This is a genomic window from Streptomyces sp. DSM 110735 (assembly GCF_016482685.1).
Lineage (GTDB): Bacteria > Actinomycetota > Actinomycetes > Streptomycetales > Streptomycetaceae > Streptomyces.
On the sequence record NZ_JACYHF010000026.1, the window covers coordinates 1 to 21,666 of the forward strand.

Here is a 21,666-nt window from a genome sequence, read left to right on the forward strand (position 1 = left end):
CGGCTCCACCCAGCCGCACCAGCCACCCCGCCAAAGATGCGCACGCGGTCCCACCAAGGTGCGACACCCACCCCGCCCGAGGGCACCCGCCGTCCCGCCGAACCATCCCGCCAGCAGCGCACGCACGATTCCGCCGAGCCCCACGACCCACCCCACTGAAGGTGCGCACACGGCTCCACCCAGCCGCACCAGCCACCCCGCCAAAGATGCGCACGCGGTCCCACCAAGGTGCGACACCCACCCCGCCAACAGACACCCCCGCCCTTTCGCAAAGGGTTTGCCCGCTGTTTGCCGGAATCTTCCTGACAACGATCGCATTCCCGTGGGCTACGTCATCTACGCGCGTAGGCGAAGACCGGCTACCCTCGTGCCGTGAACGCATCTCTCCTTCCGGACGACCCCCACGCCGCCGCCGACGCCGCCGCCGCGCGGCTGCGCGAACTCACGGGCGCCGAGACCCACGACGTCGCCCTCGTGATGGGCTCCGGGTGGGCCCCGGCCGTGGACGCCCTGGGCGCTCCCGACGCCGAGTTCGCGGTGACCGAGCTGCCCGGCTTCCCGCCGCCCGCCGTCGAGGGCCACGGCGGCAAGATCCGCTCGTACACCTTCGGTGCCAAGCGCGCGCTGGTGTTCCTGGGCCGTACGCACTACTACGAGGGCCGTGGCGTCGCCGCCGTCGCGCACGGCGTGCGCACCGCCGTCGCCGCGGGCTGCAAGACCATCGTGCTGACCAACGGCTGCGGCGGTCTGCGCGAGGGCATGCGCCCCGGGCAGCCGGTGCTGATCAGCGACCACCTGAACCTGACGGCCACCTCCCCGATCGTCGGCGCCAACTTCGTCGACCTCACGGACCTGTACTCGCCGCGCCTGCGCGCCCTGTGCAAGGAGATCGACCCCTCCCTGGAGGAGGGCGTCTACGCGCAGTTCCCCGGACCGCACTACGAGACCCCGGCCGAAATCCGCATGGCTCGTACCATCGGCGCCGACCTGGTCGGCATGTCCACGGTGCTCGAAGCCATCGCCGCACGCGAGGCGGGCGCCGAGGTGCTCGGCATCTCCCTGGTCACCAACCTCGCCGCGGGCATGACCGGCGAGCCGCTGAACCACGAGGAGGTCCTGCAGGCGGGCCGCGACTCGGCGGCGCACATGGGCGAGCTGCTGGGACAGGTGCTGAACCGGCTGTAGTACCGGCGGCAGCGGACAGATCGAGAGAGAGGTTCACCCGAGGTGCAGGACGTGCAGGACGACGTGCAGGACGAACTCATCGCGCGGGCCCAGGCGTGGCTGGCCGAGGACCCCGACCCCGAGACCCGCGCGGAGCTGAGCGCGCTGCTCGACGCCGGGGACACCGCCGAGCTGGCCGCCCGCTTCGGCGGCACGCTCCAGTTCGGCACCGCCGGGCTGCGCGGCGAGCTGGGCGCGGGCCCGATGCGGATGAACCGCGCGGTCGTGATCCGCGCCGCCGCCGGTCTCGCCGCGTACCTGAAGGCGCAGGGGCAGACGGACGGTCTGGTCGTCATCGGCTACGACGCCCGGCACAAGTCGGCGGACTTCGCGCGGGACACCGCCGCCGTGATCACCGGCGCCGGGCTGCGCGCGGCCGTACTGCCCCGTCCGCTGCCCACGCCCGTCCTCGCCTACGCCATACGGCACCTCGGCGCGGTCGCGGGCGTGGAGGTCACCGCGAGCCACAACCCGCCCCGGGACAACGGCTACAAGGTGTACCTCGGCGACGGCTCCCAGATCGTCCCGCCCGCCGACGCGGAGATCGCGGCGGAGATCGACGCGGTCGCGGCGCTCGCCGACGTACCGCGCCCGGAGTCCGGCTGGGAGATCCTCGGCGACGAGGTGCTGGACGCGTATCTCGCCCGTACGGACGCGGTGCTCGCGAAGGGCTCGGCGCGCACCGCCCGTACCGTCTACACGGCGATGCACGGCGTCGGCAAGGACGTGCTGCTCGCGGCGTTCGCGCGGGCGGGCTTCCCGGAGCCGGTGCTGGTGGCCGAACAGGCCGAGCCCGACCCGGACTTCCCGACCGTCGCCTTCCCCAACCCGGAGGAGCCCGGCGCGATGGACCTCGCCTTCGCGGCGGCCCGCGCGACCGACCCCGACCTGGTGATCGCCAACGACCCCGACGCCGACCGGTGCGCGGTGGCGGTGCGCGACGGCGACGGCGACGGCGACGGCTGGCGGATGCTGCGCGGTGACGAGGTGGGCGCGCTGCTCGCCGAGCACCTGGTGCGCCGGGGCGCGCGGGGCGTGTTCGCGGAGTCCATCGTCTCGTCCTCGCTGCTCGGCCGGATCGCGGAGCGGGCGGGTGTCCCCTACGAGGAGACCCTGACGGGCTTCAAGTGGATCGCCCGCGTGGAGGGTCTGCGCTTCGGGTACGAGGAGGCGCTCGGCTACTGCGTCGACCCCGAGGGCGTGCGCGACAAGGACGGCATCACGGCGGCGCTGCTGATCACCGAGCTGGCGTCGGAGCTGAAGGAGCAGGGGCGGACCCTGACCGACCTGCTGGACGACATCGCGGTGACGTACGGTCTGCACGCCACCGACCAGCTCTCGGTCCGTGTGGAGGACCTCTCCCTCATCGCGGACGCGATGCGCCGCCTGCGCGAGCAGCCGCCGACGCGGCTCGCGGGTCTGGCGGTCACCTCGGCGGAGGACCTCACCCGGGGCACGGCGACCCTCCCGCCCACCGACGGACTGCGCTACGCGCTGGACGGCGCCCGCGTCATCGTCCGCCCCAGCGGCACCGAGCCCAAGCTCAAGTGCTACCTGGAGGTCGTCCTCCCGGTAGCCGCCCACGCCGATCTGCCGTCGGCCCGGGCGAAGGCGACGGAGCTGCTGACGGCGATCAAGCGGGACCTGTCGGAGGCGGCGGGGATCTGATCCCGTCCGTACGACATCCCGGTACGACATCTCCGTACGACATCCCGGTACGACATCTCCGTACGACATCGAGGGCCCGTCTCCGTGGGGAGGCGGGCTCTCGTCAACTGCCGGGAACCTTCGCCGGGTTGTGTCAGCCCCGCCCGCTACAGTCCCGGCATGACCATGAACATGACCCGCCGTAACCTCATGCGCGGCGGCACCGGGCTGGCCGTGGGTGCCGCCGCCGCGCTCACGCTGCCCGCTCAGGACGCGTCCGCCGAGCCCGTCGCGAACCCCGCGAGCGTTCCGGGCGGGACGGCGCTGATCGACGTCGCCGCCGGGTCGACGCGCTGGCTCGCGGGCGTCGGCAACCAGGACAGCTCCACCACGCTCCAGGGCATCGCCTTCGACTCGGTCAACGGCCACCTGTACACGCTGCAGATCGCGGGCGCGAGCCAGGTCGCCTACCTCCGCTCGGGCAGCCAGGCGGCCATCACCCCCTCGATCGGCGGCGACGACCACGCGGAGTCGGGCGACCTCTGTCTGACCCGCCACGACCTGTCCACGGGCGCGGTCACCGGCTACATGTACCTGCTGGGCTTCGGCCACGGTGTCTCGCTCGGTGTTGAACCGGCGAAGAGCGGCTCCCCGGCGTACATCTGGACCGAGGCGGGGGCGGGACAGAGCGGCTACGGGCAGGAGTTCGTCCGCTTCCCCTTCGCCGGCCAGACGGTGCTGTGGACCAGCCACCCCGCCGTGCAGCGCTTCGGCTCACCGGACCCGGCGGCCACCTCCATGACCCCCTCGGTGGACGTGGACCACGACATCCTGCTGATCCGCTACGCGCTGGGCTCGGCGCACTGGTTCGCGGCGTACGACCTCTCCGCGGCCATCGCCACCGCGAACACCGCCACGCTGCCCGCCCCGCTGGCCCGCATCCAGCAGCCGCCGCTGTACAAGTACACCGCCGACGGCACGCCGGACACGAGCAAGGCGGCGACCTTCCAGGGCTTCACCTCGTACGGCCAGTACGTCTACATGCTCGACGGCGACCCGCGCACCGGCACGGCGTCCGGCACCCTGACCGGTACGGACAAGTGGGCGATCCACACCACGTCCTTCGACCTCAACGGCACCCAGAACGACCCCGCCACCGGCTACATCGCCAGCACCCACTCCGAGGCCGACGCCGCCGCCGACCCCCGCGAACCGGAGGGCATGGCCGTCTACACCGGCTCCGGCTCCCCCCGCCTGAGCTTCGGCATCACGAACAACGCGGGGAGCAACCGGCAGTTCGACCTGTACTACAAGGTCTGAGGACAGTCCGCGCGGGCGTCTACGTGTCCATCCGGGGGTGACTGGAGTACGACGAGGTCACCGGTGAGGGCGTCCGCGCGGAACCGGCCGGGGGATCGGCGATGCGGACGAATCGGTGATGCGGACGCCCTCGACCGGTGCCGGGGGTGTCAGCCCGTCGCCAGCAGGACCGCGAGTGCGAGCGCGCCCGCCAGCGCGGGGGCCAGGATCTCGTACGCCCAGCGGACCGTGACCTCGCCCTTGGCGACGTCCGCGTGTCCCTCGTGCAGCTCGCGGAGGTCGTCCATGATCTTGTCGGTCGCGGCGCGGGTCGGCTCGTCCGAGTCGCCGGCGCGCGGGGCGGTGAAGACGGAGGGGAGGCGGCCGGAGCGGGGAGAGGTGACACCGGCGGCTTCCATCTGCAGCCGGGCCTGCTGGCGGTTGGCGCGCTTGCGGGCGCGCAGGGAGACCGGGATGGCCCAGAGCTGGTACTTGGTGCCGTCGTTGGTGAAGACCTCGTTGGAGTAGCCGGAGCGCAGCCCCGAGATCTGCCCCCAGGGCAGGGTGATCACGCGGAAGGGGTTGCGGACCCGCAGCCGCTGCTCGTTCACGAAGACGGCGGGACGCAGCGTGAAGGCGATCACGAACGGCAGCACCAGGAACATCCCCGCGAGCGCGAGCCAGGGGGTGCGCCCGTCGCCGTGGACCAGCGCGTCGATGCCCAGCCAGCCGGTGATCGCGCACAGCAGGAGCCCGCCGCCGATGCCCATCGTCGAACGGTGCGCCCAGTCCTTGTGGGCGGGCGCCGGGGGCGCGGTCGGCTGCTGCTGCGGGCTCGTCATGGCCCCGATTGTGCACGACATGTCCGCCTCGCCCGCGACCGGCGGCGAAACCGGCGCCCAACCGTGATCTGCACCGGTCCCTTTACGTCCCGCTCCGGGGGTATACAGCCGCTACGCGCGTAGATATGCTCGTCTGGTGACCATGCCCAGCACATCCTCCCCCGCGACAGCTTTCGCCGACGTCACCGCGTCCGACAGCACGCTGCGCCGCTTCCTCCACGGGCTGCCCGGCGTCGACGCGGTCGGCCTGGAGGCGCGCGCCGCCGCCCTCGGCACCCGATCCATCAAGACCACCGCGAAGGCGTACGCCATCGACCTCGCCATCTCGATGGTCGACCTGACGACGCTGGAAGGCGCGGACACGCCCGGCAAGATCCGGGCGCTCGGCGCCAAGGCGGTCCATCCGGACCCGACGGACCGGACGACCCCGACGACCGCCGCCGTCTGCGTCTATCCCGACATGGTGGCCGTCGCCAAGGAGACCGTCGCCGGTTCCGGCGTCAAGGTCGCCTCGGTCGCCACCGCCTTCCCGGCCGGCCGCGCCGCGCTCGCCGTGAAGCTGGCCGACGTGCGCGACGCCGTCGCCGCGGGCGCCGACGAGATCGACATGGTCATCGACCGGGGCGCGTTCCTCGCGGGCGACTACCTCAAGGTGTACGACGAGATCACCGCCGTGAAGGAAGCCTGCGGGACCAGCGCCCGGCTGAAGGTCATCTTCGAGACCGGCGAGCTGTCCACGTACGACAACATCCGCCGCGCGAGCTGGCTCGGCATGATGGCGGGCGCGGACTTCATCAAGACCTCGACCGGCAAGGTCGCGGTCAACGCCACCCCCGCCAACACCCTGCTGATGCTGGAGGCGGTGCGCGACTTCCGCGCCCAGACCGGCGTCCAGGTCGGCGTGAAGCCCGCGGGCGGCATCCGCACCACCAAGGACGCGATCAAGTTCCTGGTCCTGGTCAACGAGACCGCGGGCGAGGACTGGCTGGACAACCACTGGTTCCGCTTCGGCGCCTCCTCGCTGCTGAACGACCTGCTGATGCAGCGTCAGAAGCTGGCCACCGGCCGCTACTCCGGCCCCGACTACGTGACGGTGGACTGATCACCATGGCATCCGCATTCGAGTACGCACCGGCGCCCGAGTCCCGCTCGGTCGTCGACATCGCCCCCTCCTACGGCCTGTTCATCGACGGTGAGTTCACCGAGGCGGCCGAGGGCAAGGTCTTCAAGACCGTCTCCCCGTCCACCGAGGAGGTCCTCTCCGAGGTCGCGCAGGCCGGCGAGGCGGACGTGGACCGCGCGGTCAGGGCTGCCCGCAAGGCGTTCGCCAAGTGGTCGGCGCTCCCCGGATCCGAGCGCGCCAAGTACCTGTTCCGCATCGCCCGGATCGTGCAGGAGCGCAGCCGCGAGCTGGCCGTCCTGGAGACGCTGGACAACGGCAAGCCGATCAAGGAGACCCGCGACGCGGACCTCCCGCTGGTCGCCGCGCACTTCTTCTACTACGCGGGCTGGGCGGACAAGCTGGAGCACGCGGGCTTCGGCGCTTCACCGCGCCCCCTCGGCGTGGCCGGTCAGATCATCCCCTGGAACTTCCCGCTCCTGATGCTGGCGTGGAAGATCGCCCCCGCGCTCGCCGCGGGCAACACGGTCGTCCTCAAGCCCGCCGAGACCACTCCGCTGTCCGCCCTGTTCTTCGCGGACATCTGCCGCCAGGCGGGGCTGCCCAAGGGTGTCGTCAACATCCTTCCCGGGTACGGCGACGCGGGCGCCGCGCTGGTCGCGCACCCCGACGTGAACAAGGTCGCCTTCACCGGCTCCACGGCCGTCGGCAAGCAGATCGCGCGCACGGTCGCGGGCACCGACAAGAAGCTCACCCTGGAGCTGGGCGGCAAGGGCGCCAACATCGTCTTCGACGACGCCCCCATCGACCAGGCTGTCGAGGGCATCGTCACCGGCATCTTCTTCAACCAGGGTCAGGTCTGCTGCGCGGGCTCGCGGCTGCTGGTCCAGGAGTCGATCCAGGACGAGCTGCTCGACGCCCTCAAGCGCCGCCTGTCCACGCTGCGCCTCGGTGACCCGCTGGACAAGAACACCGACATCGGCGCGATCAACTCCGCCGAGCAGTTGGCCCGGATCACCGCGCTGGCGGAGAAGGGCGAGGCGGAGGGCGCCGAGCGCTGGTCCCCTGCCTGCGAACTCCCCTCCTCCGGCTACTGGTTCGCCCCGACGCTCTTCACGAACGTCACCCAGGCGCACACCATCGCCCGCGACGAGATCTTCGGTCCCGTCCTGTCGGTGCTCACCTTCCGCACGCCGGACGAGGCGGTCGCCAAGGCGAACAACACGCAGTACGGGCTGTCGGCGGGCATCTGGACCGAGAAGGGCTCCCGCATCCTGGCCGTGGCCAACAAGCTGCGCGCCGGGGTCGTCTGGTCCAACACGTTCAACAAGTTCGACCCGACCTCGCCGTTCGGCGGTTACAAGGAGTCGGGCTTCGGCCGCGAGGGCGGCCGCCACGGCCTGGAGGCGTACCTCGATGTCTGAGAAGACGGAAAAGACCGAGCCGCGGCTGTCGGTCTTCAAGACCTACAAGCTGTACGTCGGCGGGAAGTTCCCGCGTTCCGAGAGCGGCCGGGTGTACGAGGTGACCGACTCCAAGAACAACTGGCTCGCGAACGCACCGCAGTCGTCCCGCAAGGACGCCCGTGACGCGGTCGTCGCCGCGCGCAAGGCGTTCGGCGGCTGGTCCGGCGCGACCGCGTACAACCGCGGTCAGGTCCTCTACCGCGTCGCGGAGATGCTGGAGGGACGCAAGGACCAGTTCGTCCGCGAGGTCGCGGAGGCCGAGGGGCTGTCCAAGGCGAAGGCGGCGGCGGTCGTGGACGCGGCGATCGACCGCTGGGTCTGGTACGCGGGCTGGACCGACAAGATCGCCCAGGTGGTCGGCGGCGCCAACCCGGTCGCGGGCCCGTACTTCAACCTGTCCTCCCCCGAGCCGACCGGTGTCGTCGCCGTACTGGCTCCGCAGGACTCCTCGTTCCTCGGGCTGGTCTCGGTGATCGCCCCGGTGATCGCGACGGGCAACACGGCGGTCGTGATCGCGAGCGAGAAGTCCCCGCTCCCCGCCCTCTCCCTCGGTGAGGTGCTGGCCACCTCCGACGTGCCCGGCGGTGTCGTCAACATCCTGTCCGGCAGGACGGCGGAGATCGCCGCGCCCCTCGCCGCGCACCAAGACGTCAACGCCATCGACCTCGCGGGCGCCGACGCCGAGCTGGCGAAGGACCTGGAGATCGCGGCGGCGGACAACCTCAAGCGCGTCCTGCGTCCACAGCCTGTGGACTTCGCCGCGACCCCGGGTATCGACCGGATGACGGCGTTCCTGGAGACGAAGACGGTCTGGCACCCCACCGGGGCGCTGGGCGCGGCGGGTTCGTCGTACTGACCCCCGCCCGACCTCCGTACGTTCCGTACGCGCGCGAGCCGCGTCGCCCCCGTCCACGAGGCGGGAGCGGCGCGGCTCGCCGCGTAGCGGGGTCGGGGTCCGGTCAGCTCTGCGGGGTGCCCGCGCCGAGGAGACCGAGGACCTGGCCGACGACCGGCATGTGGCCGAAGGACCGCGCCTCCGCGATGGGCGCGGTCAGCGCCTGGGAGGTGAGCGGCTTGAAGTCGGCGAGCTGGGTGCCCACTCCGTTGTTCAGGGGGTCGACGCCGGTGCCCGCGAGGGGGTTGGGCTTGAGCCCGGCGATCGGGCCCGTGGCGTAGCCGAGGGTGGTGGTGAGGGCGGACAGCCCCGCCTGGGGGTCCACCTTGCCGAGGGAGGTCGGGCGGGAGGGCAGGTCCACGAGGGGCGCGGACGCGTCGGCGTGGGCGGTCGCCGCGCCCGCACCGAGGGCGGCTCCGGCCGTCGCGAGGGCGATCAGGGCGCGCCGGGCCGGGTTCCGGGGGGACCGGGGTGCGGAGTGTCGGGCCATCGCTGGTGCCACCTTCGGGTGCGCGGGGTAATGCGGTCGACACGTAGGGTAGTTGAGGTGTGACGCACGTTCCAAAGCCGACCCGCGTGGTCGGCAACGGCGCCGCCATGCCTCAAACTGGTGCTCCGTGAGCATCCATCCCCCGTTCCCCGCCCGTGTGGTGCTGCTGTGCGGCCCTTCGGGTTCGGGCAAGTCACTCGTCGCCGCCCTCTGCGGGCTGCCCGTCCTGCGCCTCGACGACTTCTACAAGGAGGGCGACGACCCGACGCTGCCGCTGGTGGACGGGAGTGCGGACATCGACTGGGACCACCCGCTGTCCTGGGACGCGGACGTGGCCGTCGCCGCCATCACCCGCCTGTGCGCGACGGGTTCGACGCCGGTGCCGGTGTACGACCTCTCGCGCAGCGCCCGTACCGGCGAGGACACCCTGGACATCGGCCGTACGCCGCTGTTCGTCGCCGAGGGGATCTTCGCGGCGGAGATCGTGGAGCGCTGCCGTGAACTGGGGCTGCTGGCGGACGCGCTGTGTCTGACCCGGGGTCCGCTCACCACGTTCCGGCGCCGTTTCCTGCGCGATCTGAAGGAGGGCCGCAAGTCGGTGCCGTTCCTGCTGCGGCGCGGCTGGCGCCTGATGCGCACCGAGCGCACGATCGTGACCCGCCAGGTCTCCCTGGGCGCCCACCCCTGCGGGCGTGACGAGGCGCTGAGCCGTCTCGCGGCGGCGGGGGCGGAGCGGGAGACGGCTCAGGGGGCGGCTGCCTAGGGCCTGTCCGGCGGATCTTCGTGGGCCCGCGGCGTCTGGCACGCACTCTCGCCGCACGCCCGAATCACCCGAGTACGTCCAGTACGAGGGAGATCCGGGCGCACGCCGAGAGCACGCACCAGACGCCGCGGGCTGCTCCACGAAGATCCGCCGGACAGGCCCTAGCCCGCGCGCCTCCGCGCACCGCCCGCCCGACGCCGCACCCGCGCGCTCGACGCATCACCGGCCCGCGCGACGAAGGGGCGGGACTGGTGGCCCCCCGGCCCTCCAGTCCCGCCCCTCCGTTCCGTGCTCCCCCGTGTTTCCCCGTTCCCCCGTGATCCCCCTGTGTTTCCCGCAGGACCGCCCCCCAGCGGTCCCGCGGTTCCTCCCCCGTTCCCCCGTTGGCCCCCCTCGGGCCTCGCCCCAGGGCTTCTCCCCCATCGCCCCGGGGCTTTCCCCGTCGGCCCGCCGATGCTCCGGCGGGTCCACGGAAACTCTCAGGCGACCAGTTCGCCGAACGCGCTCTCCTCGTCGCGGCCGAGGCTGAGCACCTCGTCGTCGCGCAGCCGGCGCAGCGAGCGCCAGATGCTGGACTTCACCGTGCCGACGCTGATGCCGAGTATGTCGGCGATCTCGGGGTCGGTACGGCCCTCGTAGTAGCGCAGGACCAGCATCGTGCGCTGGAGTTCGGGCAGCCGGGCCAGCGCCTGCCACAGGACCGCGCGCAGCTCGGTGCCGCGCATCGCGTCCGTACCGGCGGGCGTCTCCGGCAGTTCCTCGGTCGGGTACTCGTTCAGCTTGCGGCGGCGCCACGCGCTGATGTGCAGGTTGGTCATGGTGCGGCGGAGGTAACCGCCGACCGCTGCCTTGTCGCTGATCCGGTCCCAGGCGCGGTAGGTCGAGAACAGCGCGCTCTGCAGCAGGTCCTCCGCCTCGAACCGGTCACCGGTGAGGTGATAGGCGGTCGCGTACAGGGAGGCGCGGCGCTCCTGGACGTAGGCGGTGAACTCCGCCTCCGTCAGGGAGCGTCGCTCCCCCTGCTCCTCCCCGTACGCGCCCGTCCCGTACGCCTCCCCCTGGCGTGCGTCGACCACCGTCATGTACCCGGTGTGCTGACGCCCGGTGCCGCGCGCGCACCCCCGTACGCTCCCGGGCTCCCGGCCGCGTTCCAGCAGCGCGGTGCCCGTGCCGGCACCGGACTTCTCGATCCCCCGGTGCACGTCGTGCAGACGTGTGACCACTGCGCTGGTGCTCATGCCGTGCGGCGTGTTCATCTCGCGCTCCCCGTCGTGGACTTTCCGGTGTTCGGGCTGTTCGGTGCTGTTTCCCCCGTGCCGAAAAGCTTGCCGAACGACCTTCATGGCCGTGTCCGCCGACTGTCACAGACCTGTCACAGGGACCCCGCCCGGCGGGTCGTTCCCGGCTGTCGGGCAATCCGGGTGGCAGGGCGATATGCCCTCTGACCTCGCCGGACCCGCCTCCTGCCGTAGTGCGCGGTGCGGCACGGGTCGTACGGGAGCCGGTGCATGGGCCAGAATGAGCCCGTGCCTTCCCTGTTGCTGATCGAGGACGACGACGCCATCCGTACGGCCCTGGAGCTCTCCCTGACGCGCCAGGGGCACCGGGTCGCCACCGCAGCCAGCGGCGAGGACGGTCTGAAGCTGCTGCGAGAACAGCGGCCGGACCTGATCGTGCTGGACGTGATGCTGCCCGGCATCGACGGGTTCGAGGTGTGCCGGCGCATCCGCCGCACCGACCAGTTGCCGATCATTCTGCTGACCGCGCGCAGCGACGACATCGACGTGGTGGTCGGGCTGGAGTCCGGCGCCGACGACTACGTGGTGAAACCGGTGCAGGGCCGCGTCCTGGACGCCCGTATCCGTGCCGTGCTGCGGCGCGGGGAGCGCGAGTCCAGCGACTCCGCGACCTTCGGCAACGTGGTCATCGACCGTTCGGCGATGACCGTGACGAAGAACGGCGAGGACCTCCAGCTCACCCCGACCGAGCTGCGGCTGCTCCTGGAGCTGAGCCGCAGGCCCGGACAGGCGCTGTCCCGGCAGCAGTTGCTGCGTCTGGTGTGGGAGCACGACTACCTGGGCGACTCGCGCCTGGTGGACGCGTGTGTGCAGCGGCTGCGGGCCAAGGTGGAGGACGTGCCGTCCTCTCCGACCCTGATCCGCACGGTCCGTGGGGTCGGCTACCGCCTGGACGCGCCTCAGTGAACGAACGAGGGGGACTCGGCCGCTGGCTGGCCGAGCGGGGGAGAAAGCCTGCCGGGCTGCGGTTCACGAGCCTCAGACTGCGTCTTGTGCTGGTCTTCGGGCTGGTCGCGCTGACCGCCGCGGTGTCCGCGTCGGGCATCGCGTACTGGCTCAACCGCGAGGCGGTGCTCACTCGCGCCCAGGACGCGGTGCTGCGCGACTTCCGGCTGGAGATGCAGAACCGCGCGGGCGCGCTGCCCACGCATCCCACCCAGGACGAACTCCAGATCGCCGCCGGGCAGATGGCGGGCAGCAGCCAGCGCTTCAGCGTGCTGCTTGTCGCCCAGGACACCGACCGCCGCACGGTGTACGGCAGTTCGGAGGGGCTGAACGGCTTCTCGCTGAAGGACGTGCCCGCTTCGCTGTCGGCGGCTGTCAACAAGCGGCAGAAGACGAGCGGTTCGGGCGAGGCGCCGTACCACCTGTACTGGCAGCGGGTCACCGAGCACGGCACGCCGTATCTGATCGCGGGCACGAAGGTGATCGGCGGCGGCGCGACCGGCTACATGGCCAAGTCCCTTGAGCCGGAGGCGAAGGACCTCAACTCCCTCGCCTGGTCGCTCGGTATCGCCACCGGGCTCGCGCTGATCGGCTCGGCGCTGCTCGCGCAGGCTGCCGCGACGACCGTGCTGAAGCCGGTGCACCGGCTCGGGGTGGCTGCCAGACGGCTCGGCGAGGGGCGCCTCGACACCCGGCTGCGAGTCTCCGGCACGGACGAACTCGCGGACCTGTCACGGACGTTCAACAACGCCGCCGCCGCGCTGGAGAAGCGGGTCGCGGACATGGCCGCGCGCGACGAGGCGTCCCGGCGCTTCGTGGCCGACATGTCGCACGAGCTGCGCACCCCGCTGACCGCGATCACCGCCGTCACCGAAGTCCTCGAAGAAGAGCTGGAGTTCGAGGGCGGAGGCATAGACCCGATGATCGAGCCCGCGGTACGGCTCGTGGTCAGCGAGACCCGGCGCCTGAACGACCTCGTGGAGAACCTGATGGAGGTCACCCGCTTCGACGCGGGCACCGCCCGGCTGGTCCTGGACGACGTCGACCTCGCCGACCAGATCACCGCCTGCATCGACGCCCGCGCCTGGCTCGACGCGGTCGACCTGGACGCCGAGCGGGGCATCCACTCCCGGCTCGACCCGCGCCGCCTCGACGTCATCCTCGCCAACCTCATCGGCAACGCCCTCAAGCACGGCGGCTCCCCGGTGCGCGTCTCGGTGCGCATCGACGGCGACGACCTGGTCATCGCGGTGCGCGACCACGGTCCCGGCATCCCCGAGGACGTCCTCCCGCACGTCTTCGACCGCTTCTACAAGGCGAGCGCCTCCCGCCCCCGCTCCGAGGGCAGCGGACTGGGTCTGTCCATCGCGCTGGAGAACGCCCACATCCACGGCGGCGAGATCACCGCCGCCAACTCCCCCGAGGGCGGCGCGGTGTTCACGCTGCGCCTGCCCCGGGACGCCTCGGACCTGACCGAGGAGGAGGGCGAGGACGGCAAGGACGACGGCGCTTCCGGGAACGGCCCGGCGGGCGACGGTTCCGGTGCTTCCGGCGGTTCCGGTGCTTCCGACGGGGAGGGGCGCGGATGAGGGCGCGTACGCTGCGACCGCTCCTGGCGCTGCCCCTGCTCGGCGCGCTGCTCGCCGGGTGCGGCATCCGGCCCACCGAGGTGCCGACCGACTTCGGGCGGGCGCCCTCGCGCGTGCCCTGCTCGCTCACCGGCTCCGGGCTGCCGGACGAGTCCGCGCACGGCGTGCCCGTCCAGGTGTTCCTGCTGTGCGAGTCGTCGCTGGTCGCGGTGGACCGTACGGTCCGGGTGCCGGAGGGCACCCCGGACGCGCGGCGCCGGATCATCGTCGCCGAGGGGCTGCTCGACCAGCTCGCCGCCGCGCCCTCCGCCGGGGAACGCGCGGCGGGGTACGCGACCCGGGTGCCGGGCGGACTCGGCGTGTCCGGTCCCGGCCACGACGACCCCGAGGACGCGCTCCGGCTGAGCACCGCGCCCACCCGGCTCTCCGCCTACGCCCTCGCCCAGGTCGTGTGCACCCTCTCCGACTCCACGGCGACCGAGGAGGACGGCGCGGTGGTCCTCGGCGGTCCCGGCACCGGGGGCTTGCGCCGCTACGAGTGCACCGACGACGTACGCGACCGCCCGGGCCGCACGGACCCGCCGTCCAGCGCGGTGGACCGGGGCTGAGCCGCGGTGAACCAGGGCTGAGCCGGGGCGCCGCCCTGGGGTGGCGCGCGGTGCCGCGGTGCACGGCGAGCGTGCGCGGCGGCGTGCCGACGGGCGGTGTGGCGTATGCCTCACGAGGGCGCGGGTGGTGCGTGCGGAACCGACCGGGCGGGGTGGCGCGTCTTGGGAGGCGTGCAGCGTCAAGGCTCCATCGGCGGCAATGCCGTGATCCGCATCCGTGTGACAGGGGGCGTCCTCCTCGTCGCGCACCTCGCCCTCGTCGCCTGGCTGACGCTGCGCCCGCTGGACGTGCCCTGGGTGCGCCCGGCCAATCTGCGCCCCCTCGCCGGGGTCCGCGCCGACCTGGCGCTCGGCTGGCCCGACGCGACCGCCCGGATCGGCGCCGGTCTGGCGCTGCTCGCCCCGCTGGGCTTCCTGCTGCCGATGGCCGACGGCAGGCTCACCGTCTCCCTGCTCGGCTCCCTGTTCCGTACGGCCGCCGCGGGCGCCCTGATCTCGCTGGGCATCGTGCTCGTACAGACGGGGGTGCCGGGGCGGGTCGCGGACGTGGACGCGCTGCTGCTGAACACCGCCGGGGTGGTCCTCGTCCATCTGGCGCTCGTCCCGGCGGGCCGTGCCTGGCTGCGGCGGCGGACACGGGTCGGGGAGCGGGGGACGGTCGCGGTTCCGGGTGAGGCGTCCCAGGGGCGTACGCCGACGATTCCCCGGGTCGGGATCGTTCCGTAGGGGACGCCCCTGTCAGGGGTGCCGGGGTTCGTCCCGCTCCACCCGCTGTTCGCGCGCCGCCTGTCCCGTCGTAGCGGACCCATTGGCCAGCAGCGTCAGGGCGTCCTCGGCGGGCGTTCCCGGAGCCGCGCTGTAGACGAGCAGGCTCAGCCCGCTGTCGTCGGGCAGGTTCATGGTCTCCTGGTCGAGTTCCAGGTCGCCGACGAACGGATGGTGGAAGCGCTTCGTGCTGTCGCGGAAGACATGCACGTCCTGGGAGCCCCACATCACGCGGAACTCGTCGCTGCGCGTGGACAGTTCGCCGATCAGCCGGGTCAGCTCCGGGTCGTGGGGGTTGCGCCCCGCCTCCACGCGCAGCGCGCCCACGGCGAAGCGGGCCATGTGTTCCCAGTCGGTGTAGAACCGCCGGGCGGCGGGGGTGAGGAACGCGAAGCGGGCGACGTTCCCGCCGGTGGCCGCGTCGGCGTACAACTCCGCGTACAGCGCCCGGCCCAGGGGGTTGGCGACCAGCGCGTCGAGACGGTTGTTCATGACGAACGCGGGCAGCCCCGGCATCCCCGCGACGATCCGCGCCACGCTCGGCCGCACCGTCGGTCGGCTCTGCCGCTGCCGGGTCCGCGCGGCGGGCGCCGGTCCGGCGGCGCGGGCGAGGTCGTACAGGTACATCCGCTCGGTCGCGTCGAGCCGCAGCGCCCGCGCGAGGGCGTCCAGCACGCTGTCGGAGACGCCCTGGAGGTTCCCGCGCTCCAGGCGTGTGTAGTACTCGACGCTCACCCCGGCGAGCGTCGCGACCTCGCCCCGGCGCAGTCCGGGCACCCGACGCTGTCCGTACACCGGCAGCCCCGCCTGGCCGGGGGTGATCCTGTCGCGCCTGGAGCGCAGGAAGGCGCTGACGGCGTCCCGATTGTCCATGGGGGCAGCCTAGGCAGCGCGCGCCCGCCGTGAGGGTCCCTGCCGTTACCCCTCACGGCAAGGACTCCCCCGGGACGCCGGGCTCCCGTTGCATGGAGGTGACCGCTTCCCCCGACCGACCGAAAGGACACCCGAGATGAACGACCGGACCGGGACAGTGACGGAGACCCCCGCGGACGTCGTACGGCGGCTGTACGACGCGCTGGGCCGGGGCGACGTGCCGGGCGTCCTGGCCGCGCTCCACCCCGAGGTGACCGTGGACGAGCCGGAGCAGCTCCCCTACGGGGGCGTCCACCGGGGACGCGAGGCGTTCGTGGGCTCGGTCCTGGCCGTCATGACGGGCCACGCCGCCGTCGCCCTCACCGGCGCCGAGGTCTTCGAGGGTCCCTCCGGCGTCGTCGGCAGGCTCACCGGAACGCTCACCGCCCACAGCACCGGCGAGGAGTTCCCGCTGACCATGACCGAGGTCCACCGGGTCGAGGACGGCACGGTGCGCGCGATCGAGGTCTACCTCAAGGACCCCGGCAGGCTGGCCGCGTTCTACGCGCGCGCGGAGGCGGGAACCCGCTGACGGCGACAGGCTCGTACGTACGGCACGACCGGCGACGGAACCGTACGACGGCACACGGAGCCGTACGGCACACGGAACCGTACGACGGCACACGGAGCCGTACGGCACACGGAGCCGTACGGCACACGGGTACGGCACACACCCCACGAGACGGCGAGGAAAGCACCATGACCACCACCTGGTTCATCACCGGCACCTCCTCGGGCTTCGGTCGGCTGCTCACCGAGCGCCTGCTGGCCCGGGGCGACCGCGTCGCGGCGACGCTCCGCAGGCCCGAGGCGCTGGACGACCTCCGCGCGGAGTACGGCGACCGGCTCTGGACGGCTCACCTGGACGTCACCGACACCGACGAGGTGCGCCGGGTCGTCGGGGAGGCGTTCCAGGACCTCGGCAGGATCGACGTGGTCGTGAACAACGCCGGGTACGGCGTGCTCGCGTCCGTCGAGGAGGCGTCCGACGAGCAGATCCGCCGCGTGGTCGACACCAATCTGATCGGCTCGGTCCAGGTGATCCGCGCGGTCCTCCCGCATCTGCGCGCCCAGGGCGGCGGTCGCGTCCTCCAGGTGTCCACCGCGGGCGGGCAGACGACCTATCCGGGGCTCGGCTACTACCACGCGTCCAAGTGGGGCATCGAGGGATTCTGCGAGACCGCCGCGCGGGAGATCGCGCCGTTCGGTGTCGCCCTGACCATCGTCGAGCCGGGCGCGACCCCGACCAACTTCGCCACCTCGATCGACACCGCGCCGCCGCTGGACGCCTACGCGGACACCCCGGCGGGCGCGACCCGGCAGGCGGTCGCCGAGGGGCGCTTCCCGCTGCCCAACAGCGCCGAGAAGATCGCGGACGCGATGATCGACCTCGTGGACTCCGACGCGACCCCGCTCCGGCTGCCGCTCGGTCCGGACACGTACGACGACGTGCACGCGGCGCTCGCGGACCGGCTCGCCGAGCACGAGGCGCACCGGGAGGTGGCGTACTCGGTGGCGGCGGGGTGAGCGGACGAATGATCCAATAAGGGTCTTTCCCGACTATTCTGGTGCGATGGCCATCGACTACGCGGCCGTGTTCCAGGCCCTGCCGGGCGCGGTCGCGCTGCTCAGTCCCGATCTGGTGTTCGTCGATGCCAACCTCGCGTTCCTGCGGCAGGCGGGCCGCAGCCGCGCACAGGTGGTCGGGCGGTATCTTTTCGACGCCTTCCCCGACAACCCGGGGAACCCCGGTGCCTCCGGCGCGCGGAACCTGGAGGCGTCCCTGCGCCGCGTCGTACGCACCCGCGAGATCGACACCATGGCACTGCAGCGCTACGACGTCGAGTCCGCCGAGCAGGGCGGGCGGTGGGTGGAGCGGTACTGGAGCCCCGTCAACGCGCCGGTCTTCGCGCCGGACGGGCACATCGCCGTACTGATCCACCGGGTCGAGGAGGTCACCGAGCTGCTGCGCGTCAGCGGCCGTCCGGGCGGCGAGCGCGGTCTGGAGGCGGAGCTGTACAGCAGGATGCGGGAGCTGCACCAGGTCAACGAGCGCCTGCGCAGGGCGCACGCCCGCGAGCGCGAGGTCGCCCTCAGCCTGCAGCGCGCGATGCTCCCCGCCCCCACGCCGGTCGACCGCCACCGCGTCGCCGTCCGCTACCGCCCCGCCGTCGACTCGCTCAACGTGTGCGGGGACTGGTACGACCTGGTCGAGCTGGAGGACGGGGACCGGATCGCCGTCGCGGTCGGTGACGTCGTCGGTCACGGTCTCGAAGCCGCCGGGGTCATGGGGCAGCTCCGCAGCGCCCTGTCCGCCACCTCGCGGGTCGCCCGGGGACCCGCCCAGGCGCTGGAGGTCCTCGGCAGGTACGCCCACTCGCTCGACGGCGCCCAGTCCACCACCGCGGTGACCGCCGTCATCGACTGGGACCGCCACACCATCACCTACTCCAGCGCCGGGCACCCGCCGCCCGTCCTGCTGCGCGGCACCGGCGGCGCGGACCTCCTCGACCGGGCGACCGACCCGCCCCTGGACGCCGCCCCCGAACCGCGCCCCCGCCCGGAGGCCACCATCGCCTTCACCGAGGGCGACACCCTGCTGCTGTACACCGACGGGCTCATCGAACGCCGCCACCAGGACATCGACACCGGGCTCGACCAGCTCGTCCGCTCCCTCGACGGCAACCGGCACAGCGCCGGACCCGGGGCGCTGGCCGACGCCGTGCTGCGGGATCTGCTCCCCGCCGAGGGCACGAGCGACGACATCGCGCTGGTCGTCGTACGCCTCTGACCGACGCGCTTCCCGGGGTCCCCTCGGGGGCGGACCCCGACGAATTCCAGGGTCGTTGTCGCTCCTTGGAGTGATGAATTCTCCCCCTTTGCCCTCGTACCGTGGAATCACAGAACGGGGGCGGCGCATCGGCCGCCGACCGCCAACGGCTCGCCCACGGGCCGACGATGACGACGGAGGAACAGCCATGACCGCCCTTGCCCGCCCCACCGACGGCCGCATGATCGGCGGAGTGTGCGCAGCGCTGGCGCGCCGCTTCGGCACCTCGGCGACGACGATGCGGGTGATCTTCCTGCTGTCCTGCCTGCTGCCCGGACCGCAGTTCCTGCTCTACATAGCCCTGTGGATCCTGTTCCCCTCCGAGGACAAGGCGCGCCCGGCGACCTGGTGAGCACACGCGCGAGCCGCCGACGCGTCCCGGACGGATCCGGGCGCGACGACGGCTCGTGGGTGCCTCGGGGTCAGCCGAGCGGAATGCCGTTGACCGGCAGACCGTGGGTCGGCAGCCCCTTGAGCGGCAGACCGCCGAGCAGCCCGGCGACCGGCGCCGCCGGACCCTGGGCGACGACCTTCTGAACGGCGGGCTGCGCGGCGGCGAGCCCGCTGCCGACGGCACCCTGGCCCTGGGTGAGGGCCCCGGTGGCGCCCGGGAGCGTCTTGGTGACGGAGTCCAGGCCCTGCGGAGCGGCCGGGGCCGCGTTGGCGGCACCCGCGCCGACGGCGGCGAAGGCGGCGCCGAGCGCGGCGACACCGAGGGTCTTGACGGCAGACTGCTTCATGGTGAATGGCGTCCTTGAATGCGAGAAACGGGGATCTCATTCGATGAGCGGTCCCCGACCGTAAACGCGCCGAACCGTCCGCCGCAAACACCGAAATGCGAACGACCTGTGAATGCGCGTCCGTATTCCCACCCCCAACACCCCTGCCCCCGTCCGCCCGTTCGAAAGATAACCCCTGATGGGCGCCCCACCCATGAACAGGTATTCGCCCTCCCCTCCCTCGCATCCGCATTCGAGGGCGTCATTTCACACCCCACCCCGTTCATCGAAAGGAATGAACCCTGTTTTCATCGCATTGACGGAGAAGCGACTCCGGTAAACCGGACTCCCCACCCGACGCCGGGCTTCACACCCGCCACCCTCCCCCGTCCCACGTCGGGCACACGTTCGGTCGATACCCAACGGTGACCGCCGGGAAGGGTTTGGTTCACTGCCGCTTCTGACACTGTTCTGCCATGGGACAGCAAGCGGCGCCGGTCCGAACGGCCAGGCTGGGGAAGGCGGTCGGCTCCGGGCCGGGCGCGGTGAGTGGGGCGGTGCTGCTGCTCGCCGGGGGCACGGAGGTCTCGGAGCAGCGACCGTTTCCCTTCTCCACGGGGCTGGTTCGCGCGCTGGGGCGGCGGCTCGCCCGTACGGGGCGGACCGAAGGGCTCGCCGTGCATCCGGTGCACTACCGGTACCGGGGATGGAACGGCACCGAGGCGCACCTCGCGTCGGATGCCACATGGGCGGCCGACGAGGCGGTACGGCTCTACGGCGATGTGCCCGTGTGCCTGGTCGGGCTGCACATGGGCGGACGCGCCGCCCTGCGTGCCGGAGGGCACGAGGCGGTCAACTCCGTGGTGGCGCTGGCACCTTGGCTGCCCGAGGAGGACGTGGCGATACCGGTCGAGCCGGTGAAGCAGTTGGTGGGGCGCCGGGTGCTGATCGCGCACGGCACCAACGACGAGCGGTCCGACCCGGAGCTGTCCTTCCGTCTCGCCGCCCGCGCCAAGAAGGTGAACCGGGACGTGTGCCGGTTCGAAGTGCACTCGGACGGCCACGGCTTGCATCAGTACCGGGACGAAGTAATCGCCCTCACCGAGGACTTCGTCCTGGGCGCCCTCTTCGGGCACCCGGTGTCCCGCCCGGTGGAGGACGCCCTCGCGGCACCGCCGCCGATAGGGCTGCGGATGCCGCTGGCGTCCGGCTTCGGCCGCTCGCTGCGCAAGTAGGGCTCACGAAGGGTCAGTTGGGAAGCAGGCTCCCGCGCCGGGAGAGCAGGAACCTCTTGAAGGCGGCTACCGGTGGGGTGTCCGGGCGGTCGGCCAGCCAGGCGACGCCGATCTCACGGACCGCGCGCGGAGCCGTCACGGTCAGCTCGACCACACCCGGGCGCGGCACGGTGGGCGGTGGCAGCAGGGCGACCCCGAGTCCGGCCGCGACCAGACCGCGCAGGGTCTCGGTCTCCTCACCCTCGAAGGCGACCCTGGGCCGGAATCCCGCCTCGCTGCACAGGTCGTCGGTGATGCGGCGCAGCCCGTAGCCGGGTTCCAGGGTCACGAAGGTCTCCTCGGCTGCCTCCGCGAGCCGGATGCGGCGGCGCCCGGCGAGGTGGTGGTCGGCCGGTACGACCAGGCGCAGCTTCTGCTCGTCCAGGCGGCGGGCGACCAGGTCCGGGGCGTCCGGCACCGGCGAGGTCAGACACAGGTCCAGCTCGCCCGCGCGCAGCCGCTCCAGCATGGCCTCGCCGTAGTTCTGCACCAGGCTGAAGCGGATGCGGGGGTGGTCGGCGCGGAATGCCTGGAGCAGCCCGGGCACGGTCTCCGGACCCATGGTGTGCAGGAAGCCGAAGGCGACCTTGCCGGTGGCGGGGTCGGCGTCGGCGCGGACCTCCTCGGCGGCGCGTTCGACCTCGGCGAGGGCGCGCTCGACGGAGGCGAGGAAGGTGTGTCCGGCGGGGGTGAGGGAGACGGTGCGCCCGTGCCGGGCGAACAGGTCGACGCCGAGGTCCTGCTCCAGGCGGACCATCGCGCGGGACAGGGTGGACTGGGGGACGTTCATCTCGCGCGCCGCCCGGGTGACGTGCTCGGTGCGGGCCACCCCGGCGAAGTAGGCGAGGCGGGGCGCGAGCAGCATCGCCATGTCTTCTGTGTCACCGGACGGTGACAGGCGCGGCTGTGACCTGTGCTGATGCTCCATGGGAACGATTATGGCGATTCCATGCATTGGACGGATGAGCGGGAGCGTACGT

The 21,666-nt window shown here is 72.3% G+C and carries 22 protein-coding genes; 16 read left to right on the top strand and 6 right to left on the bottom strand.

Annotated features, from left to right (window positions below):
• Positions 1 to 372: 372 nt before the first annotated feature.
• From IF655_RS27590 to IF655_RS27600, 3 genes are all read left to right on the top strand, one after another.
• Positions 373 to 1,185, top strand: a complete 813-nt coding sequence (locus IF655_RS27590) for a purine-nucleoside phosphorylase (RefSeq protein ID WP_199587853.1) — start codon at positions 373 to 375, stop codon at positions 1,183 to 1,185.
• A gap of 63 nt (positions 1,186 to 1,248) precedes the next feature.
• Positions 1,249 to 2,892, top strand: a complete 1,644-nt coding sequence (locus IF655_RS27595; RefSeq protein ID WP_199587922.1) for a phospho-sugar mutase — start codon at positions 1,249 to 1,251, stop codon at positions 2,890 to 2,892.
• Between the two features lie 159 nt (positions 2,893 to 3,051).
• On the top strand, positions 3,052 to 4,191 hold the full coding sequence (locus IF655_RS27600) for a hypothetical protein (protein ID WP_199587854.1): 1,140 nt from the start codon (positions 3,052 to 3,054) through the stop codon (positions 4,189 to 4,191).
• A 149-nt stretch (positions 4,192 to 4,340) separates the two neighbouring features.
• On the opposite strand, the gene IF655_RS27605 is transcribed toward IF655_RS27600, so the two are convergent.
• Positions 4,341 to 5,012, bottom strand: coding sequence for a PH domain-containing protein (locus tag IF655_RS27605; RefSeq protein ID WP_199587855.1), 672 nt, complete (start codon positions 5,010 to 5,012; stop codon positions 4,341 to 4,343).
• 142 nt (positions 5,013 to 5,154) lie between these two features.
• Here IF655_RS27605 and deoC point away from each other — a divergent pair, with 142 nt between their 5' ends.
• From deoC to IF655_RS27620, 3 genes are read left to right on the top strand one after another with little or no spacing between them, the layout of a single operon-like run.
• Positions 5,155 to 6,114, top strand: coding sequence for a deoxyribose-phosphate aldolase (deoC, locus tag IF655_RS27610; protein WP_206776523.1), 960 nt, complete (start codon positions 5,155 to 5,157; stop codon positions 6,112 to 6,114).
• Between the two features lie 5 nt (positions 6,115 to 6,119).
• Positions 6,120 to 7,556: an aldehyde dehydrogenase family protein gene (locus IF655_RS27615; RefSeq protein ID WP_199587857.1), complete on the top strand. Its 1,437-nt coding sequence runs from the start codon at positions 6,120 to 6,122 to the stop codon at positions 7,554 to 7,556.
• A complete protein-coding gene (locus IF655_RS27620) occupies positions 7,549 to 8,454 on the top strand; it encodes an aldehyde dehydrogenase family protein (RefSeq protein WP_199587858.1) in 906 nt (301 codons plus the stop codon). Before IF655_RS27615 ends, IF655_RS27620 begins: the two co-directional genes overlap by 8 nt.
• Before the next feature lie 103 nt (positions 8,455 to 8,557).
• On the opposite strand, the gene IF655_RS27625 is transcribed toward IF655_RS27620, so the two are convergent.
• Positions 8,558 to 8,983: a hypothetical protein gene (locus IF655_RS27625; protein WP_199587859.1), complete on the bottom strand. Its 426-nt coding sequence runs from the start codon at positions 8,981 to 8,983 to the stop codon at positions 8,558 to 8,560.
• Between the two features lie 160 nt (positions 8,984 to 9,143).
• Between IF655_RS27625 and IF655_RS27630 the strand changes: the two genes are divergently transcribed.
• Positions 9,144 to 9,746 (top strand): uridine kinase, encoded by a 603-nt coding sequence (locus tag IF655_RS27630; protein ID WP_199587923.1) that lies wholly within the window; start codon positions 9,144 to 9,146, stop codon positions 9,744 to 9,746.
• Positions 9,747 to 10,225: 479 nt separating this feature from the next.
• On the opposite strand, the gene IF655_RS27635 is transcribed toward IF655_RS27630, so the two are convergent.
• Positions 10,226 to 11,002: a SigE family RNA polymerase sigma factor gene (locus IF655_RS27635; RefSeq protein WP_199587860.1), complete on the bottom strand. Its 777-nt coding sequence runs from the start codon at positions 11,000 to 11,002 to the stop codon at positions 10,226 to 10,228.
• 270 nt (positions 11,003 to 11,272) lie between these two features.
• On the opposite strand from IF655_RS27635, the gene afsQ1 reads away from it, so the two are divergent.
• The 4 genes from afsQ1 (at position 11,273) to IF655_RS27655 (ending at position 14,912) form a co-directional block, all read left to right on the top strand.
• Positions 11,273 to 11,950, top strand: coding sequence for a two-component system response regulator AfsQ1 (gene afsQ1, locus IF655_RS27640; RefSeq protein ID WP_026248263.1), 678 nt, complete (start codon positions 11,273 to 11,275; stop codon positions 11,948 to 11,950).
• The gene (locus IF655_RS27645; RefSeq protein WP_199587861.1) at positions 11,947 to 13,578 is read left to right on the top strand and encodes a HAMP domain-containing sensor histidine kinase; all 1,632 of its coding nucleotides are present in this window, start codon (positions 11,947 to 11,949) and stop codon (positions 13,576 to 13,578) included. The genes afsQ1 and IF655_RS27645 overlap by 4 nt, the downstream gene beginning before the upstream one ends.
• Positions 13,575 to 14,186, top strand: coding sequence for a hypothetical protein (locus IF655_RS27650; protein WP_199587862.1), 612 nt, complete (start codon positions 13,575 to 13,577; stop codon positions 14,184 to 14,186). Before IF655_RS27645 ends, IF655_RS27650 begins: the two co-directional genes overlap by 4 nt.
• 171 nt (positions 14,187 to 14,357) lie before the next feature.
• The gene (locus tag IF655_RS27655) at positions 14,358 to 14,912 is read left to right on the top strand and encodes a VanZ family protein (protein ID WP_199587863.1); all 555 of its coding nucleotides are present in this window, start codon (positions 14,358 to 14,360) and stop codon (positions 14,910 to 14,912) included.
• A gap of 12 nt (positions 14,913 to 14,924) precedes the next feature.
• On the opposite strand, the gene IF655_RS27660 is transcribed toward IF655_RS27655, so the two are convergent.
• Complete coding sequence (locus tag IF655_RS27660) at positions 14,925 to 15,824, bottom strand: helix-turn-helix domain-containing protein (protein WP_199587864.1); 900 nt, start codon at positions 15,822 to 15,824, stop codon at positions 14,925 to 14,927.
• A 136-nt stretch (positions 15,825 to 15,960) separates the two neighbouring features.
• On the opposite strand from IF655_RS27660, the gene IF655_RS27665 reads away from it, so the two are divergent.
• The 4 genes from IF655_RS27665 (at position 15,961) to IF655_RS27680 (ending at position 19,045) form a co-directional block, all read left to right on the top strand.
• The gene (locus IF655_RS27665) at positions 15,961 to 16,395 is read left to right on the top strand and encodes a nuclear transport factor 2 family protein (protein WP_199587865.1); all 435 of its coding nucleotides are present in this window, start codon (positions 15,961 to 15,963) and stop codon (positions 16,393 to 16,395) included.
• Positions 16,396 to 16,562: 167 nt separating this feature from the next.
• Positions 16,563 to 17,390, top strand: coding sequence for an SDR family oxidoreductase (locus IF655_RS27670; RefSeq protein ID WP_199587866.1), 828 nt, complete (start codon positions 16,563 to 16,565; stop codon positions 17,388 to 17,390).
• Between the two features lie 46 nt (positions 17,391 to 17,436).
• Entirely contained in the window at positions 17,437 to 18,654 is a 1,218-nt protein-coding gene (locus tag IF655_RS27675; RefSeq protein ID WP_199587867.1) for a PP2C family protein-serine/threonine phosphatase, read from the top strand.
• Positions 18,655 to 18,841: 187 nt separating this feature from the next.
• Positions 18,842 to 19,045 (top strand): PspC domain-containing protein, encoded by a 204-nt coding sequence (locus IF655_RS27680; RefSeq protein ID WP_199587868.1) that lies wholly within the window; start codon positions 18,842 to 18,844, stop codon positions 19,043 to 19,045.
• Between the two features lie 70 nt (positions 19,046 to 19,115).
• On the opposite strand, the gene IF655_RS27685 is transcribed toward IF655_RS27680, so the two are convergent.
• Positions 19,116 to 19,433, bottom strand: coding sequence for an ATP-binding protein (locus tag IF655_RS27685; protein ID WP_199587869.1), 318 nt, complete (start codon positions 19,431 to 19,433; stop codon positions 19,116 to 19,118).
• 455 nt (positions 19,434 to 19,888) lie between these two features.
• On the opposite strand from IF655_RS27685, the gene IF655_RS27690 reads away from it, so the two are divergent.
• On the top strand, positions 19,889 to 20,647 hold the full coding sequence (locus IF655_RS27690) for an alpha/beta hydrolase (protein WP_199587870.1): 759 nt from the start codon (positions 19,889 to 19,891) through the stop codon (positions 20,645 to 20,647).
• Positions 20,648 to 20,660: 13 nt separating this feature from the next.
• Here IF655_RS27690 and IF655_RS27695 read toward each other — a convergent pair whose 3' ends face one another.
• Positions 20,661 to 21,614 carry a LysR family transcriptional regulator gene (locus IF655_RS27695; protein ID WP_199587871.1) on the bottom strand — a complete coding sequence of 318 codons (954 nt, stop codon included), beginning with the start codon at positions 21,612 to 21,614 and terminating at the stop codon, positions 20,661 to 20,663.
• Positions 21,615 to 21,666 lie beyond the last annotated feature (52 nt).